Consider the following 19031-nt stretch of genomic DNA (forward strand, 5'->3'; position numbering starts at 1 on the left):
AGAAAGTTTATGTAAGATTTTTATTTACTATATATTATAATTTGAATAGCGTATCAGCTATCTCGAAGTGAAAAGGAGAAAGATTAGCATTATGAAATTTGAAGCAATATATCATAGAACTTCAGATAACTTATGTTATCCAATTAATGAATATGATTTAATTATAAATCTAAAAACAGGTTTTGATATAAAAAAAGTATTTATACATTATGGAGATCCTTTTGCAACAGGAATCTTAGGTGGAGAGTGGAAATGGGAAGGTAAAAGAGAAGAAATAGCATATAAAAAGAGACTTAAGCATCAACTTTGGTGGACAACAACGTTGAAGCCGGAATTCAAAAGATGTAGATACTATTTTGAATTAGTAGGAGAGAAAGAGACTTGGTTTTACTTTGAAGATGGTTTTCTAAACGAAAAACAAATGCATATGGATGGAAGAATGCTTCAATGTTTTACTTTTCCATGGATGAACAGTGCAGACATAAATAAAACTCCTGACTGGGTAAATGATATGGTATGGTATCAAATATTTCCGGAACGTTTTTGTAATGGTGATCCGTCAATTAATCCGGAGGGCGTAAAACCTTGGCACAAGGGGGAAGTCACAAATAAGGAATATTATGGTGGGGATTTGCAAGGTATAGTGGATAAACTAGATTATTTAGAAGGTTTGGGAATTACAGGACTTTACTTAACTCCTATATTTGAAGCTGTTTCAACCCATAAATATGATACTACTGATTATATGAAAATTGATCCTAATTTTGGAGATGAAGAGGTATTTAGAAAACTAGTAAATACAGCTCATGAAAAAGGAATTAAGATTATGCTTGATGGTGTGTTTAATCATTGTGGGCCTAAATTTTGGCCTTGGATTGATGTTATAGAGAAGGGTCCGGAATCAAAGTATCTTAATTGGTTTATGGTAAATAAATGGCCTTTTGAAAATAATAATCGAGATACAAAAGATGGAAGATTCTACTCTTTTGCTTTTTCTGAGAAGATGCCAAAGCTAAATACAAATAATCCTGAAGTAATTGATTATTTAATTAGTGTGTGCGAATATTGGGTCAAAAACTTTGATATTGATGGATTAAGATTAGATGTTGCAAATGAAATATCACATAACTTTTGCAAGACATTAAGGAAAAAGATGAAAGCTATAAAATCAGATTTCTACATTTTGGGTGAGATATGGCATGATTCAATTTCTTGGCTTAGAGGAGATGAATTTGATGCTGTTATGAATTATCCATTAACTAGTGGTATAGCTGATTTTTGGATTGATGATAGTTTAACTAAGGAAGATTTTGAGTATACAATTAATAGATGCTATACAATGTATATGCAGCAAAATAATGATGTGCTATTTAATTTGTTGGATTCTCATGATACTGAAAGGTTAATATCTAGAGTGAAGGATATTAATATATTTTATCAGCAACTTGCAGTACTGTTTACAATGCCGGGTAGTCCATGCATATATTATGGAACAGAAATAGTGCTTGAAGGAAAACATGATCCAGATTGTAGAAGATGTATGCCGTGGGATGAAATTGAAGACGGGAAGTATGACGAAAAAATTAGCATTATGAAACAATTAATTAAACTTAGAAAAGAACAAAAATTATTTAAAAGCCGCAACTTTCATTTTCCTAACACTATTAGGGAGGATAGGGTAATAGAATATATTAAAATTGATGAGTATGGTAATAATAAGCTAGAGATATTACTAAATTGTTCTGATAATAATATCTTAATTGACGAGGGGGGAGAAATTTTATTTAGCAATCGATACTCAGATAATAAATTATTTAAATATGGTGTGCTTATAAGAAAAACAATATAAAACAATAGTTTTTAATCACAAAATAAAATACAAGCTGTATCAAGATTAAAGTGAATACTTGTTCTTGATACAGCTCATTATATATTAATTAAATCTTTAATGTTTTGCCACACTACTGACATATTTATACTGTAATATATTAAGTGTAAGATAGTTAAAAATTATTTACCCCTATTAAAATATAATTATTAACCAATATTTGAATGGCTTATTACATCCTAGTAAGTCGTTCTTTTTTTTGTTGTCAAATTAATAAGTTTATTTAGGAGGTATTCTCAAAAAGGCTTAAGTTTGTGGGAAAAACCTTTCTGAATTATAAAATTTTATATAAAAAATTATAATTAGGAATTTGATTTTTAATGGAATAAAACAATAAATAATAGGAAATTTAATATTAAATATATAATATTAAATGTGCCTCATTAATAATAGATAAATTTTTTTGATATATTAATGCTTATAATTCATAAGTACGGATTTACTAAAAAAATTATTATGAACAAGTTATATTGGCTGAAAGTAAGTAGAATACAGCTATATAAGCAAATATGTTTTGTGAGTATTTTCTTTAATTTATTGTAGGGTAAGGATAATATGTAAAAAAAGTCCATAGTGAAAATTATTTTTATATAAAAAATCAAATTATCATAATGTTAATAGCTTGCCGAGTATTATCGAAATGTGTTAAAATAGCAAGTGATTTGTTAAAAGTTTATAATTTCTCGGCATATATATTTAAAAGCTGAAAAATTAGCATATTAAAACGTAAATATTTGGGGCATATATTAATTAAATAGGAGGACCCTTATGAACATTTTTAAGAAAAAGTCAGTAGATAAGATGCTGAAAGGTGCTCAGCAATCATCCCTAAAGAGAAATCTTAAAGCTAAGGATATAGCTGCATTTGGGATTGGAGCAGTTGTTGGAGTAGGTATCTTTGTCGCAACGGGAACAGGTGCACATTTAGCAGGACCTGCCGTAATTATTTCATTTATTTTAGCAGGTATAGTAGCAGGTTTATGTGCATTATGTTATTGTGAGCTTTCAACAATGTTTCCAGTAGCAGGAAGTACATATTCGTATTCTTATATAGTATTTGGTGAAATAATCGCTATGATAATTGGTTGGTGTCTTACTGCGGAATATCTAGTTGCATGTAGTGCTGTAGCATCGGGATGGTCAGGTACTTTTGTTGGTATTCTAAAATCAGTAGGAGTGACGCTTCCAGCAGTATTTACTTCATCACCAAGTAAAGGTGGAATAGTAGATTTACCAGCTGTATTAATAATTGCAATAATAACTTACATATTATATTATGGTATGAAGGAAAGTGCTAGAGTTAATAATCTTATTGTAGGAATAAAAATTTCAATAATTATTATATTTGTAATACTTGGAGTGGGACATATAGATACTGCTAATTATCAACCGTTTGCTCCGTTTGGATTTAAAGGAATTTTTGCGGCAACAGCTACTATATTCTTCTCGTTTATAGGATTTGATGCTATTTCTACAGCTGCAGAAGAGGCTGAAAATCCAAAGAGAGACATTCCAATTGGACTTATAATTTGTTTAATAGCAGTTACTTTGCTTTATGTTTCAGTAGCTGTTGTACTTACTGGAATGGTTCCTTTTAGTGAAATTATTTCAGAAAATGCAGTGCCAGGAGCTTTAGCAAGAGTTGGTATAAACTGGGGCGCAGCGCTAGTAGGAACAGGTGCTATTCTTGGAATGATTTCTACTATGATGGTAGTGCTTTATGGCCAAGTTAGAGTATTTATGGTTATGTCAAGAGACGGGCTTTTACCAAAAATATTTTCAAAAGTACATCCTACTCATAAGACACCACATATCTCAACGATGATAACTGGAAGTATAGCTGCAATAATAGCAGGATTTTTACCGTTAGATATTATAGTAGAATTTTTAAGCACAGGTACATTATTAAGTTTTATAGCAGTATCTGTTGCAGTTATAGTGCTTAGAAAAACAATGCCAGATTTTAAAAGAATTTTTAAAACACCAGGAGTTCCATTTACTCCATTAATTTCAATAATATGTTGTGTAGTTTTATTATGCGGATTGAAATTAATAACATGGATAGGTTTCATAGTTTGGCTTATTATAGGACTTATAGTATATTTCGTTTATGGAAGAAAGCACAGTATTCTTCAAAATGAAAAAGATTCAGAGGATTCAGAGAATGCTGTATAAATAATTAATAAAAATTATTAAAAGTTTTAAGTAGGTACAAATTATAAAAAAGTAATTTAATGAGTTGCAATAAGTAATAAAAATGCTTTCAAATTAAATATATAAAGATGAACCACATATTAAGTTGATCAACTAATATGTGGTTTGTTTTATTATTTATAAAGAATATGATATATTTTTCATAAAGCTGATTAAAATAAGGAAGAGGTGAGTAATAATGAGGAAGATAAAGAAAGTAGTTATTTCCATTATATTAATAATTGCAGGAGTAGCAGCAGTTATATATATGAATAAACCCAAACCTATAGATAAAAGTGCAGCATCGAAAGTACCTGATGTGGATCTTGCTTTTGCAGTGCTTGGCGATGTCCATGAAAATATTGATAGCTTTCAGGAGTCAATAAATGATTTATATAAAATAAATCCAGGTATGGATGCTTTGGTTTTAAACGGTGATACTGTAGACCAAGGAATTGAAAAACAATATGACTCAGTTAAGAAAACCATTAATAAAAATAAAGATTTACTGCCTAAAATAATTATTAAGAATATAGGTAATCATGAATTTTTCAACTATGATATAGAGGTCAATTCACCAGAACAGGTTCAAACATTCATAAATAGATATCTTGAATTTGCTGAAGAAGATAAAGTGTATCACGATACATGGGTAAAAGATTATCATTTTATATCTCTAGGATCGGAAGATGGTAATTCAGAAACTATGAATTCCATAACAGCTTCTATATCTGAAGAACAACAAAAATGGCTAAAAGAAAAGTTGGCTGAAAAATATCAAAAAGGGAAACCGATATTTGTATTCTTACATCAACCATTAAATAGTGGAAATGGAGCAAATAGCTGGGTTGGTGTTAAACAAAGTGATCAAGTTAAAGAAATATTATCTAAATATCCTGAAGTAATACTATTCTCTTCTCATACTCATAGAGACTTAGATGAAAATAGTGTAGTATTAAATCAACCATTTACAATGGTCCATACTGGTGCTGTTCACTATACTATAATTCCGGATCAAGGTAGTGAAGGTGGCAGGAGGAGAGAACCTTATATTAAAGGTTTATATATCGAAGTCAATGGAGATAAGGTTGTTATTCAAGGGAGAAATATTAAAGATAAGCAGTGGATATTTACTAAGGAAATTTCTAAAGAATGATTAACTTTATTATCTAAATATCTATCTACCCTTTAAAAAAGAAAATTTGATTTTATCAATGAGACTTTTTATTGTGTTTTGTGACATAATTTGCTAAACTTTATATATAAATATTAGTTAAAGTTTAATAAATGTGGAAAGTTTAGTTTTTTTTATAATAATAGAGTATCAAATGAAGAGGTACTATGCGTTATTATGTAAAATTTTAAGGGGGAGATTAGTTGGTTAATTTTGATCTGGAAATAAAAAAAGCTCAGCCAATCAATATAAGAGAAATGGAATTAAACAAACATGGAATTAATGATAACATCAAAAAGTCTATAATTTTATATAATATGGCCATAGGAGACATACGAAAAGGTAAATTAGAGCTAGCTATAAATGATTTGAAGAAATCTTTGTCTTACAATAAGGAATTTTCAGATGCATTAAAACTTAAGGGGTTATGCCATGTTAATATGAAAGAATATAAGAAAGGTGAAAAAATATTTAAAAAGCTTTCTAAGGATTTAATATACAATGAATTGGCAAATGAATACATACAAAGTTTAATAACCCAAAAATTAATTGCTAAAAATAATGTAATAGACATAGATGAAATTAAATATATACCTAATAATGATTTCAAGAAATCTACATCAGCTAAACGTTCAACAGGCAGCATTGTAATAGGTTTATTAATTATAATGACGATTATTACTGGAGCAGGGGCAAGTCGTTTCTATTCATATAATATTCAAGATTTTTTAGATAGATTTAAAGGTAATAATAATATTATTGATTCAGAGGAAGAAACTGATAAGCTTTTAGATGAAAGTGAAGGTTTGGATAAAGAAAATATTACTTATGAAGAAAACAAAAGTGTGCCACAAGGGATAGAGGATTCTAAAGTAGAAGCAGATAAGAACAAGAGTAACGAGGACATTATAAATAAGTTAAATGATACTGAGAAAGCTTTTAAGGATGGTAATTATGAGAAGGCTGCCGGTATTTTAATAAGTATAAAAAATACTAATTTTGATAGTGAAACTAAAATGAAGTTTGATAAGTTGTGGAAAGATTTAAATCCTAATGCATTATGGAGTATATATAATCAAGGCAATAAGTTGTATAAGCAAAAAAAGTATTCTGAAGCACTTCCGAAGTTAATAATAGCATCAGAAATTGATCCTAATCTATACCTTATGCCATGGATTACATATCAAATAGGGACATGCTATAAAGAAACAAATGATAAAGTTAATGCGCTTATTTACTTCAAGAAAGTAAAAGAAAATTATCCAAAGTCAAATTACGTTTCAAATGCTGAAATGATGATAAATGAAATAGGAAATTAGTTTCATGATATTTATTATGAATCGTACAATTTAGATTTTCTAAAAATAGATATTATAGTCACTACCCCATGAAATGCAAAAAATAGTTTACTTTAGCGTAGGATTAGAATAAAAAATATATGTCAATACTCCATAGTGGAGGTGTTGATATGTCTTTTAAAGTTTCATGGAAACTTCATGCAGTATGTTTTATTATAGCATTTCTATTCTGTTTAATAGAGCAAGAAAATATCTACAATTTGTTTGCAAATATGTTATTTCATAATAATATGATGAGTATTACAGGGACTGAGTTTATAAAACTTAATATTTCTATTGTATTAATTTTTTCTATTGTAGCGTGTATACATGAGTTGATTCATGGTTTTGTTTATAGAATATTTGGTGGTAAAGTAAGATATGGTTTTAAAGTGTTATATGCTTATGTTCAGGAAGTTTCAGGAAATCCACTGCATAGAACAAAGTTTCTATTAGTTCTTTTAGCTCCAGTAACCATAATTTCTGTAGCTTCAATATTTATCTCAGGAAATATTGGAACTATAATATTTATATTAAATTTTTTAGGAAGCATGGGAGATTTATTAATGGCTTTCTATCTATGTAAAACTAGTGAAAATAGTTATATTATTGATAAAGAATATGGATTTGATGTTGTAGAGAAGATTGGTAATAGTTATAAGTAGGTATAATTTTAATAAATAGAGAAGCACAAGTAAAATTTAAATCTTTGTTTTGGTTTAGTAAAAGTCTTATTAGGAGGCTTTTATTTTTTGTTATAAACTATTTTTTTTAGCTTAACGAGTAAAATATAAGAAGCTTCATAAAATATAAAAGTAGTATCTGCCTCTTAACTAATAGTAAGTTAAGAATTAATTTCAGTTATACTTTTCATTTTTATGCTAATACTATTATTAATCTCAAGTTATTAAAACTATCTTGCACATAAAAGGAGGCTTTACACATGAAAAATAGATTTAAAGAAAAATTCGTTGGTATGCCAATAGAAAAGCATGATGCAGCTGCATGGGCTAATATGGAAGATGCTCAACCAGTATCTAACGTAAATATTCCTAGCGAAATACAAGTAAGAAATGCAAAAGAATATGTAGATACAAATCAAAAGTAAGTATATGTCCATCGCTGAAATAAGAAGCATGTTTTATTACGGTTTCTAAGGAATTTTTATGGATGATTCTAAGATTAGAAGTTGAACCCAAAATGCTAGCCTCAAAAGCGAGTTTGAACTAGCATATTTGGGCTAATGCAAAGGAAACTCGACTCACTTCGTTCACTGAGTAAGTTCAATTAACCAAATCTTAGATTTGGAATTTCACTTAAGAATCATAACCATCAAAATTCCAATGAAACACTTCACAAAACATGCTTCTTATTTCTAGTGGAATATAACTTTTGATTTTCAAACTATCGTATAAAAAAATCCCCGAAAAATCGAGGATTTTTTTATTTTATTTACTATATTATTGATAAGGTATTTGAAGCGTTTCTTGTTTAATATTGCATATCAGCTAAACGCTTATAAGTATCATATCTTTCTTTTGCGTTCTTTTCTGCTTCGTCAAATAATTTATCTGCTATTTCTGGGAATACGTTCATTAGGGATGAGTAACGTATTTCACCATGTAAGAAATCTTTATATGGAGCAGAAGGTTCTTTAGATTCAAGTAAGAATGGATTCTTGCCTTCATCTTTTAATAATGGGTTATATCTATATAGGTGCCAGTATCCAGAGTCTACAGCTTTCTTTTCCTCTTTAATACTATTGCCCATACCAACTTTTATACCATGGCTGATACATGGAGCATAAGCTATAATTATTGATGGACCTGGATATTTTTCCGCTTCAGCGATTACTTTAATTGCATGATTCATGTTTGCGCCCATAGCTATTTGAGCAACATATACATAACCGTAACTCATAGCCATAAGTCCTAAATCTTTCTTTCTAGTTTTCTTACCGGCTGCTGCGAATTTAGCGACTTGAGCAGTTTGAGTTGATTTTGAAGCCTGACCTCCAGTGTTAGAGTATATTTCAGTATCCATTACAAATATATTAACATCGTCACCCATAGCAAGCACTTGGTCAACTCCGCCATAACCTATATCGTAAGCCCAGCCGTCTCCACCAAGTATCCAGTGGGATTTTTTAATTAAGTAGTCTTTTCTTTCTAATATTTCTTTTGCTATTTCATTGTTTGAGTTCTTTAAAACTTCTAGAACTTTAGCTGAGGCTGTTTTTGATCCGTTTCCATCATTAAAATTATCAAGCCACTCACGGAATGCACTCTTAATATCATCATTAAAGTCAGATGATTCTAATCCTTCATTCATCAAGTCTGCAAGCTTTTCTCTAATTTGTTTAACACCAAGGAAAATACCATATCCAAATTCAGCATTGTCTTCAAATAATGAATTAGCCCAAGCTGGACCTTTTCCTTCGGTATTTGTGGTATAAGCAATAGAAGGAGCACTTGCACCCCAAATAGATGAACATCCAGTTGCATTTGCAATTATCATTCTTTCTCCAAAAAGTTGTGTTAAAAGTCTTATGTACGGTGTTTCACCACATCCTGGGCAAGCACCGTTAAATTCTAAAAGAGGTCTAACTAATTGACTGCCCTTTAGGGTGTTTCTATCAATTAAATCTTCCTTAGGAGTAAGCCTCATCGCATATTCCCAATTTTCTGCCTGTTCTAATATTTGTTCTTCAGCTGGCTTCATTATAAGAGCTTTGCCAGGAGCAGGACATACATCTGCGCAGTTTCCGCAGCCTGTGCAGTCTAACGGAGCTATTTGTATTCTGTATCCATAGTCTTCTAGGCCCTTTCCGGCAGCTTTCTTTGTGATAAAGTCTTCAGGAGCATTGTTCTTTTCGTTTTCATTAACTAAGAATTGACGTATAGTTGCATGAGGGCAGATAAATGCACATTGACCACATTGAATACACTTATCTGTCTGCCATTCAGGAACGTTAACAGCAATTCCACGTTTTTCGTAAGCAGTTGTACCAAGTGGGAAAGTACCATCTTCCATACCTGCAAAAGCACTTGTTGGTAATTCATCGCCTTCAAGTCTTGCCATAGGACGTTGAATATTCTTAACGAAATCTGGTTCGTTTTTAACTGGTTTATTACTTTCTTCTGCATTAGCCCAAGAGTCAGGTATATTAACTTCATTTAATGAATCTATGCCTCTATCCACAGCATCATGATTCATTTTAACTATTTTATCACCTTTTTTACCATATAGTTTTGAAATAGAATCTTTTAAATATTTAACTGCATCTTCTACAGGGATAACGTTTGCCAATTTAAAGAAAGCAGATTGCATTATCATATTAATTCTATTTCCAAGACCTATCTCACCAGCAATAGCAATCGCATCTATAGTGTAGAATTTTATATTGTTTTTTGCTATATATCTTTTATATGCCGCTGGAAGTTTATCTTCAATTTCATCTTTATCCCATGGGCAGTTAAGTACAAAAGTTCCGTTGTTCTTTAATCCTTTTAAAATATCAAAATTATAAATAAAAGATTTGTTGTGACACGCAACATAATCTGCATTATAAACTAAATAAGGAGATTTTATAGGGCTCTTACCGAATCTTAAATGTGAGACAGTAGTACCACCAGACTTTTTACTATCATAAGAAAAGTATGCTTGAGCATATAAATCCGTATTATCACCTATAATTTTAACAGCGCTCTTATTAGCTCCAACTGTACCATCTGATCCTAGTCCCCAGAACTTACAGCTGATAGTACCTTGTGGTGTTGTATCAATTATTTCCCCTTCAGGTAGAGAAGTGTTAGTTATATCATCAACTATACCAACAGTGAAATTATCTTTCGGTTTATCTGATTTAAGATTATCAAATACAGAAATAATTTGAGATGGTCTTGTATCCTTAGAGGCTAAACCATATCTTCCTCCAACTATTACTGGTTTATTATTTTCATTGTAGAAAAGTTTAGTAACATCTAAGTATAGTGGTTCCGCAGGTGCGCCAGGCTCTTTTGTTCTATCTAAAACAGCTATTCTCTTAACAGACTTAGGTAAAACATTAAAGAAGTATTTATCACAGAATGGTCTGTATAAATGAACTTTTATCATACCAACTTTTTCGCCTTTTTCTCTTAGGTAGTCTACAACTTCACTTATAGTATCACATACTGAACCTATAGCTACTATAATATTTTCAGCTTCTGGATCACCGTAGTAATCAAATGGATGATATTCTCTTCCAGTAATATTCTTTAATTCCTTCATATAATCTTCCACTATGTCAGGCACTGCATTAAAGAAAGGATTCTGTGCTTCTCTTCCTTGGAAGTATATATCAGGGTTTTGTGCTGTACCTCTAGCAACTGGATGTTCTGGATTTAAAGCTCTATCTCTAAAAGCTTTTAAGGCAGATTTATCTACAAGGCTAGTTACTGCATCAAAATTTGGTACTTCAATTTTTTGATATTCATGTGATGTTCTAAAACCATCAAAGAAATGGGTAAATGGGACTCTTCCTTTAATTGCACTTAAATGAGCTATGCAGGCTAAATCCATTACCTCTTGAACGCTGCTTGATGCAAGCATAGCAAATCCAGTTTGTCTAGTTGCCATAACATCTTGGTGGTCTCCAAATATTGATAGAGCATGAGTTGCAATTGCACGAGCAGTTACATGAAATACTGCTGGTAAAAGTTCACCGGCTATCTTATACATATTCGGTATCATAAGAAGCAATCCTTGAGATGCTGTATATGTTGTAGTTAATGCTCCACCTTGAAGTGATCCATGTACGGCACCAGCAGCACCAGCTTCTGATTGCATCTCAGCTACTTTAACTGGTTGATTAAACATGTTTTTCTTTCCGTGGGCAGACCACTCATCAACCCCCTCAGCCATTGGTGTAGAAGGAGTTATTGGATATATTGCAGCCACTTCAGTAAAATTATATGAAGCATATGCTGCGGCTTGGTTTCCGTCCATTGTTTTTGTGACTTTTTGCATTAGACTAGTCCTCCTCGTATGTTTTCTATATATCATCTAAATTTTTTATCTCATTTATTATTTGAAAACTGAGGAAAAGTATACATATTTATAATAGTCATAGTGAGTTTTTAATAAAAAATAGAAGAAAACATTAGTTTTTTATTTTAACATAATATCAGGAGATATATTAATTTCACCACCGCCGATTAGTACAATCTTATAGCCTGGCTGAAGTGAAATTAAGTTGTACTTTTTTGATTGTGGTTTTAGACGAACACCTTGAAGAGGTTGAGCATGAGAATCAAAAATAATCACATAAATACGTTCATTAAAAGAAATATTTTGTACTGTATAAGTTGTATTTTCTGATATAGTTAAATCAGTAACTTTATAGAATCCTTCTTTAAGCGATTTTGGATTTGCTGCTGCAGGTTCAGTAAAGATAAGTAAGAAACATAAAAGTAAAAAAAAGAATTTTTTCATCAAATAACTACCTTTCAAATTTGAATTTTGGTGTAAGAATAAAAATAAACTATGGATTACATTTAATTTATAGTGATGCTGTCATTGGTGACTACCAAAAGTTTATATCCTAGTTCTATAGGAACTAAAATATATTCTTTCGATTCAGGTTTTAATAGCATGTATTGTTGAGTCAACTGATTGGAGTCAAAAATCATTATAAAGGCATATTCAGTATCAGAATTATTTTGAACAGTATGAGTAGCATTCTGAGATAAATTTAAATCTGATGCCCCATAAAGACCTTCGGTTAAGTATCTTGAATCAGCCATAGAAGGTGTTATAAATATATATAATGATAAAAAAGTTAATAATAAAATGAAAATAAATTTTTTCACTGGTTATATCTCCTTCGAATATTGTTGGACCAATATATTACTTTGCTTAACATATTTCAATTAATGTTATTAGTGCATTACTTATAGTATTATGGAAATTTGATTATTTATTCAGTAAGATGATAGGTTTTTAGAGTGAATTGTTTTAAGATATTCAAGGTTATTCGATAGAAATTTATATAATAAAAAACTGCATTTAGATCAATTAATATAGCTCTGTCATTAGAGAAAAATAATTGATCGAAATACAGTTTATAAAAGTTCAATTAATATGGTAATTTAACAGTAAAAGTAGAGCCAGTACCTAATTCACTTTGTACTTCTATTGTGCCGTTACATAAATCAATAATTCTTTTTACAAGAGCTAACCCCAAGCCATTGCCTTCAGAAGAATGTGATTTATCTCCCTGATAAAATTTTTCAAATATATGTTTTCGTACATCTTCTGAAATTCCTATGCCGTTGTCTGAAATTGTAGTGATAATGAAGCTGTCAGACCGTCTTAGCGTACAAGTAATAGTTCCGTTATCAGGAGTGAATTTTATTGCATTGCTAAAGAGATTTGCCCATACCTGCATTAGAAGTTCTTCATTTCCATAAAAAGTGATTGGATCTAAGTCAAGATCTAAATCAATATTTTTACTAGTCCATCTTGACTCAAAAAGCAATAAAGTCTGTCTTAGTTGTTCATCTAATTTAAATTTGTTTTTTTCTGCGATGATACCTTGATTTTCTAATCTTGAAATTTGCAAAATAATACCAACTAAATTCGATAATCTTTTTGTATTACTAAGAATTTTCTTAGTGTATTCATTTTTTTCTTGATCTGTTAAATTATCGCTCTGCAGCAACATTGTATATCCTTCTATAGATGCAAGAGGGGTTTTAAATTCGTGAGATACATTTGCAATGAAGTCACTTCGGAAAGTCTCGATATTATTTAGTTCTCTTACCATTACATTAAAGTTTTGAGACATTTCTTTAAGCTCGTCTATATGATATTTATTTTCATCTAATTGAATATTAAAGTTACCCTTACCAACTTCCATTAATGCCCCACTGAACTTTACAAGGGGAGACAATATTCTCTTCCCTACCACAGCTGAAATAGTTGTTCCAACAATAACACTAACAGCATATAAATTAAGAATTGGGTATAGTATATTATTAGGAGGAGAGAAAACTTTCATATGTAGAGAAATAGCTAAGAGAGCAGAAATCACCCCCGAAGCAAGAATGATTAAAAAAATTATGACTGAAAAAACTAATCCTAGTTTTAAAGAGTGTTTACGATTCATGTTTTTTCACCACCTTATATCCAAGGCCTCTCACAGTTAATATTTCAAAGTCATTATTATTCTTAAAACGATCTCGCAAGCGATTAATATGTACATCTACTGTTCTAATGTCTGTTTCAGTGTCAAGGCCCCAAAACTCGTCCATAAGCTGTTGTCTTGTAAAGATACGCCCAGGATAAGAAATAAGCTTATATAGAATTAGAAATTCTTTTTGGGGAAGTAATATTGTTTCGCCATTTTGGTAAACAGACAGAGAATCATATTCAAGTATGGTTTCACCAACACACTGTTTTCTTTCATTAATACTTTTAGCCCTTCTAAGTAAGGCACCAACTCTTAGTATCATTTCGTTAACATCTATGGGTTTAACCATATAATCATCAGTTCCAAGCATAAATCCACGTTGTTTATCTTGAAAGCTTTCCCTAGCTGTAATTATTAAGATTGGAATATTAAATTGAGTCTCTCGAATAGTTTTAGTTAATTCAAAACCATCCATATTAGGCATCATAATATCAGAAATAATTAGATCAATATATTCTCTATCTAAAATATCAAGGGCCTCAATACCATCTCTTGCACACGTTGCTTTGTAACCGTTTTTTACTAAAACGGTAGAAAATAATTCGCATAATTCTTTATCGTCCTCAACAATTAAAATATGAAACATTCAGCTAACCTCCTTAACTGTCCTTATTATACTATGCGTAAAATATTTTTTAAAGTTAATAAATTAGTTATAAAAAAATATTTTTATCATAAGAATTATTATATTTTTATAACTAAATTTATAAATAAGGCGAAAAGTTTAAATTGAGTTAATAATTCAATGTTAAACTTCTAATTAAATAGAAATAGGAGTGGTAAAAGTAGTGTATAAAGGTTTAAAATATAAAAGTAATCAATAATGCCAAAAATTATAATAAATTTTGGATTTATTACAGAGCTAAAATCGTGATAATCACCGTTACAAAATGGGAGGATAGAAAATGAAAAATGTAAAAAAGATAGTTATATATGCAGTTATTGTTATAGCTGTAATAGGCGCTGTTGTAGGAGTTAGAAAGTTTACAGCAGCTAAAAAAAATATTCCAACAGCAGTTACAGCAAGTAAAGTAGCAGTTGAGGCTCAAGAGGCTAAGTTAGTTGACAAAAATTCTGGGGATACATATAAAGCTACATTAGAAGCCAGTGAGCAAGGAATTGTAGCTAGTAAGTTATCAGCAAAGGTTGTTAGTATATCTTTGGAAAATGGGCAATATGTAAATGCAGGAGATGCCTTAATTACATTAGATGATCAAGATATAAGAAATAATATAAAAGTATCAGAAAGTCAAATAAAGGTAACTGAACAACAATTAAGTTCTGCAGAAGTTTCTTTAAAAAAGCTTAAGCTTAATTTAGATGATGTACAGCGTAACTATGATAGGCAGAAAGCTCTTTATGAGAAAGAGGTTATATCCCAAGTTGATTTTCTGGCAGCAGAGAAATCATTAAATAGTGCCCAAGCTGATTATGAGGCAGGTAATGTAAGTATTGAAACAGCAAAGGCAAATATAGAAGCTCAAAAAGTAAGCTTATCAAATTTACAAGATAACTTAAATAATACTGTGATTAAAGCACCTATAAGTGGGGTGATTACAGGAAAAAGTGTAAGTATAGGGCAGATGGCATCTCCAGGTACAGCTCTTGCAACTGTAAACAATATATCAGCAGTATATGCAAAAGTTCAAATACAAGAAGATAAGATAAACAGTGTGAAGATAGGACAAGCTGCTACACTTACTGTTGACGGAAGTGATACAAAGTATGATGGAATCATACAAAATATAGATCTTTCAGCAGACACATCTGCTAGAGTTTTTAATTGCAAAATAAAGATTGATAATAGTGATAAAACATTATATCCAGGTATTTTTGGTAAGGTACAACTTATTAGTGGTGAAAAGACTCAAATGATTACAGTACCTATAAATGCTTTAGTTGGAAGTGAAGGTAATTATTCAGTTTTTATTAATGATAATGGAAAAGCTAAAAAGCAAAAAGTTGTCATAGGAGAAACTGATGAAAATAATGTGGAAATAACATCTGGTATACAGAGTGGAGATCAGATAATATGCTCTAATACAGGTTCATTACAAGATGGTGATGAAATAGATATTGTTTCTTAAGATAGGAGGGATTATAAATGAATATAGCAAATATTAGTATAAAAAGACCCGTATTTATTACAGTTATAATGATTGCCCTCACTATTTTAGGTTATGTAAATTATGAGAAATTAGTACTTAATGATATGCCAAATGCAGATATACCTTATGTTTCAGTCGTGGTTACATATCCAGGTGCAACGCCACAAGAACTTGAAACAAAAGTAACAAAGAAAGTTGAAGAAGCAGTTCAGAAAATTTCAGGAGTGGATACAGTAACTTCAACTGTAACAAATGGGGTTTCACAAACTACTGTAGGATTTGAGTTAAGTAAAAATTCCGAAGTTGCAGCACAAGAAGTTAGAGATAAAGTTTCAAGTATTAGAGGTGAATTACCTACTGATGCAAATGATCCGGTTATTTCTAAATTTGATATGTCAGCATCGTCTATTTTATCTATAGCTATTTATGGATTAGAGGATAATAAAGAGTTGTCGGATATTGTAGATAATACTATTAAACCAAAGCTATACACAGTTTCAGGGATTGGATCAGTGGATATATCAGGTCAAGATACAAGGGAAATTCATATAAATTTGGATAATGATAAGTTAGTATCATATGGTCTTACTGCAAGTCAAGTGATTGGCAGTATTAAAACTGATAATATTGACCAATCAAGCGGAAAAGTTACAAATGGAGATAATGAAATTTCTATTACAACAAATAGTAAGATACAAAAAGTAGAAGACTTTAAGAATATTCTAATAACAAAGAAAAATGGAACAGAAATCAGATTAAAAGATGTCGCAAAAGTTGAAGATACATTTGAAGATAAAACAAGTCTTGCTTTTTATCAAGGAAACCAATCAATTGGTATAAATATAGTGAAGCAATCAGGTGCTAACACTGTTGAAGTAGCAAAAAATGTTAAGGCAATACTAAATGAAATTAAAGGCTCCTTGCCAGAAGGCGTACATGTTGATATTGTTAGTGATAACTCAGAATCAATTCAAAGAACAGTTGATGGGGTTATGGAAACTATTATAGAAGGATGTGTACTAGCAGTTATTATAGTATTCTTGTTCTTATATGAATGGGAAAGTACTCTTATAAGTGCATTATCTCTTCCAATTTCAATTATCACCACTTTCATTTGTTTGAAATTGATGGATTTTTCATTAAATACAATGTCCTTGATGGGGTTATCGCTGGCCGTCGGGCTCTTAATTGATGATGCCATAGTTGTTATTGAAAATATTGTAAGACATCTGCATATGGGAAAAGGTCCATTGGAAGCTGCTAGAGATGCAACTTCTGAAATTGGGTTTGCAGTAATTGCAACAACTTCAGCTGTTATTGCGGTATTCCTACCGATGGCAATGATAGAAGGAATACTTGGAAAATACTTTATTGAATTTTCCCTTACTATTGTTTTTAGTATGGCAGTTTCATTGTTTGTATCTTTCACTCTTGTGCCTATGATGTCATCTAAAATGCTCAAGGCAGAGAAGAAAGAAAGTAAAACATTTGTTGGTAAGTTTTTTAAGTTGTTTAATGAAAAATTTGATACTTTAGCTGAAAAATATTCTCACCTTTTGGAGAAGTCTCTTCATCATAGAGTAGTGATTTTAGTTATTTGTGCTCTTATGTTTGTAAGTAGTATTGGACTCGCAACTACATTAGGTTTTGCTATGATGCCTTCAACTGATAATAGTCAGGTGACAGTTAGTGCTAATTTTGATTCAGGAATAACTTTAGATACTGCGAAACAAAAAAATGAAAAACTTGAAGAAATCATTAAAAATAAGTATCCAGAAGTGAAATTTTTATACTCTACAGTTAGTAAAAGTAGAACATCAATTAAGATTGAGTTGGTGGATAAAAAAGAGCGTAAAGAGAGTTCAAGACAGATAGCTGAAAAGCTTAGAGAAGATCTAAATGGAATTCCAGGAACTCAAGTTACCGTATCAGCTGCATCAATGGGAGGCGGTGGAGGATCATCTAAAGATGTATCTTACAATCTTGTTGGAGATGATCGAGTAAAGCTTCAAGAATTTGCAGAGAAAATAAAGGCAGATATGTCTAAGGATCCTAATGCAAGAGATGTAAGCAGTAATGATAAGTCTGGGTCACCAATAGTAAAAATGGATGTAGATCGTGATAAAGCTGCAGATTTAGGTGTTAACAGTTCAGATGTCGCGAGTACTTTAGCAATCTTATTTAATGGTTCAACTGTAACAAAATACGATGGTGGAACCAATAGATATGACGTTAAATTGTCCTTAGAAGATACTCAGCGTAAAAATCTTAACGACCTTGATGGAATTTATGTATCAGGTACGAATAATAGTCAAATCCCATTAACACAAGTAACTAAGAAAGTTATTGGAACAACTTCAGCGGAATTACACAGATATAATAGACAAGCACAAATTGAAATTTCTTGTAACGTAACAGGTACATCTACGGGAACTTTCCAAAATAAATATCTTGAAAAGATAAAAAGTGAACTACCAGATGGGGTTTCTCTATCTCTTGGTGGGATGAATCAGATGATGCAAAAGAGTATGGTAAGTTTACTACAATCAATAGTGCTATCAATACTTTTCTTATATTTAGTTATGGCAGCACAATTTGAAAGCTTTATTGATCCAGCAGCAATAATGTTCTCACTTCCGCTTGCTGTAATTGGAGCAATGCTTGGATTATTTGTATTTGGAAATGAAATAACTATGACTGCATTAATAGGTATAATAATGCTTATGGGTCTGGTCTCCAAGAATGGAATACTGCTTATTGATGCGGCGAAAGAAAGAATTAAAGAAGGCATGCCAAGAAATGAAGCTTTAATAGAAGCAGGGCTTGTAAGACTTCGTCCAATTGTCATGACTACTTTAGCTATGATATTTGGTATGATACCTTCAGCTGTTTCTACAAGTTCAGGTTCAGAAATGAGTGCACCAATGTCACAGGCTATAATAGGAGGATTAATTACTGCAACAATTTTAACCTTAGTAGTTGTACCGATAGCTTATACAATATTAGATGATTTTAAAAATAAGTTTAAAAAAGTTACTAAAAAGAAACCATTAAAGGTTAATGAAGAAGTAAATACAAGTTTATAGAAAGTTTAATA

The 19031-nt window shown here is 30.9% G+C and carries 13 protein-coding genes; 8 read left to right on the forward strand and 5 right to left on the reverse strand.

Annotated features, from left to right (window positions below; translation table 11 throughout):
• The first annotated feature begins 91 nt into the window (after positions 1-91).
• The 6 genes from CLCHR_RS01350 to CLCHR_RS01375 all read left to right on the forward strand — a co-directional run bounded on the left by CLCHR_RS01350 (position 92) and on the right by CLCHR_RS01375 (position 7700).
• Positions 92-1849 (forward strand): glycoside hydrolase family 13 protein, encoded by a 1758-nt coding sequence (locus CLCHR_RS01350; protein WP_079437863.1) that lies wholly within the window; start codon positions 92-94, stop codon positions 1847-1849.
• Positions 1850-2656: 807 nt separating this feature from the next.
• Complete coding sequence (locus CLCHR_RS01355; RefSeq protein ID WP_079437864.1) at positions 2657-4063, forward strand: amino acid permease; 1407 nt, start codon at positions 2657-2659, stop codon at positions 4061-4063.
• A 217-nt stretch (positions 4064-4280) separates the two neighbouring features.
• Complete coding sequence (locus CLCHR_RS01360) at positions 4281-5237, forward strand: metallophosphoesterase family protein (protein WP_079437865.1); 957 nt, start codon at positions 4281-4283, stop codon at positions 5235-5237.
• A 221-nt stretch (positions 5238-5458) separates the two neighbouring features.
• Entirely contained in the window at positions 5459-6574 is a 1116-nt protein-coding gene (locus tag CLCHR_RS01365; RefSeq protein WP_079437866.1) for a tetratricopeptide repeat protein, read from the forward strand.
• Positions 6575-6723: 149 nt separating this feature from the next.
• Positions 6724-7257: a DUF3267 domain-containing protein gene (locus tag CLCHR_RS01370; protein WP_169896724.1), complete on the forward strand. Its 534-nt coding sequence runs from the start codon at positions 6724-6726 to the stop codon at positions 7255-7257.
• 278 nt (positions 7258-7535) lie between these two features.
• Positions 7536-7700 carry a CDIF630_02480 family spore surface protein gene (locus CLCHR_RS01375; protein WP_079437868.1) on the forward strand — a complete coding sequence of 55 codons (165 nt, stop codon included), beginning with the start codon at positions 7536-7538 and terminating at the stop codon, positions 7698-7700.
• Between the two features lie 383 nt (positions 7701-8083).
• Here the strand turns inward: CLCHR_RS01375 and nifJ are convergent, their stop codons facing one another.
• The 5 genes from nifJ to CLCHR_RS01400 form a co-directional block, all read right to left on the reverse strand.
• Positions 8084-11602: a pyruvate:ferredoxin (flavodoxin) oxidoreductase gene (gene nifJ, locus CLCHR_RS01380; protein WP_079437869.1), complete on the reverse strand. Its 3519-nt coding sequence runs from the start codon at positions 11600-11602 to the stop codon at positions 8084-8086.
• A gap of 141 nt (positions 11603-11743) precedes the next feature.
• Positions 11744-12067 (reverse strand): hypothetical protein, encoded by a 324-nt coding sequence (locus CLCHR_RS01385; protein WP_079437870.1) that lies wholly within the window; start codon positions 12065-12067, stop codon positions 11744-11746.
• 62 nt (positions 12068-12129) lie between these two features.
• Positions 12130-12444 carry a hypothetical protein gene (locus tag CLCHR_RS01390; protein ID WP_079437871.1) on the reverse strand — a complete coding sequence of 105 codons (315 nt, stop codon included), beginning with the start codon at positions 12442-12444 and terminating at the stop codon, positions 12130-12132.
• 266 nt (positions 12445-12710) lie between these two features.
• The gene (locus CLCHR_RS01395) at positions 12711-13742 is read right to left on the reverse strand and encodes a sensor histidine kinase (RefSeq protein WP_079437872.1); all 1032 of its coding nucleotides are present in this window, start codon (positions 13740-13742) and stop codon (positions 12711-12713) included.
• On the reverse strand, positions 13732-14412 hold the full coding sequence (locus tag CLCHR_RS01400; RefSeq protein ID WP_079437873.1) for a response regulator transcription factor: 681 nt from the start codon (positions 14410-14412) through the stop codon (positions 13732-13734). The genes CLCHR_RS01395 and CLCHR_RS01400 overlap by 11 nt, the downstream gene beginning before the upstream one ends.
• A gap of 319 nt (positions 14413-14731) precedes the next feature.
• Here CLCHR_RS01400 and CLCHR_RS01405 point away from each other — a divergent pair, with 319 nt between their 5' ends.
• Both CLCHR_RS01405 and CLCHR_RS01410 read left to right on the forward strand, forming a co-directional pair.
• The gene (locus tag CLCHR_RS01405; RefSeq protein ID WP_079437874.1) at positions 14732-15913 is read left to right on the forward strand and encodes an efflux RND transporter periplasmic adaptor subunit; all 1182 of its coding nucleotides are present in this window, start codon (positions 14732-14734) and stop codon (positions 15911-15913) included.
• Between the two features lie 17 nt (positions 15914-15930).
• Positions 15931-19020, forward strand: a complete 3090-nt coding sequence (locus CLCHR_RS01410; protein WP_079437875.1) for an efflux RND transporter permease subunit — start codon at positions 15931-15933, stop codon at positions 19018-19020.
• The last annotated feature ends 11 nt before the right edge of the window (positions 19021-19031 follow it).

The sequence above is a fragment of the Clostridium chromiireducens genome (assembly GCF_002029255.1).
Taxonomy (GTDB): Bacteria; Bacillota; Clostridia; order Clostridiales; family Clostridiaceae; genus Clostridium; species Clostridium chromiireducens.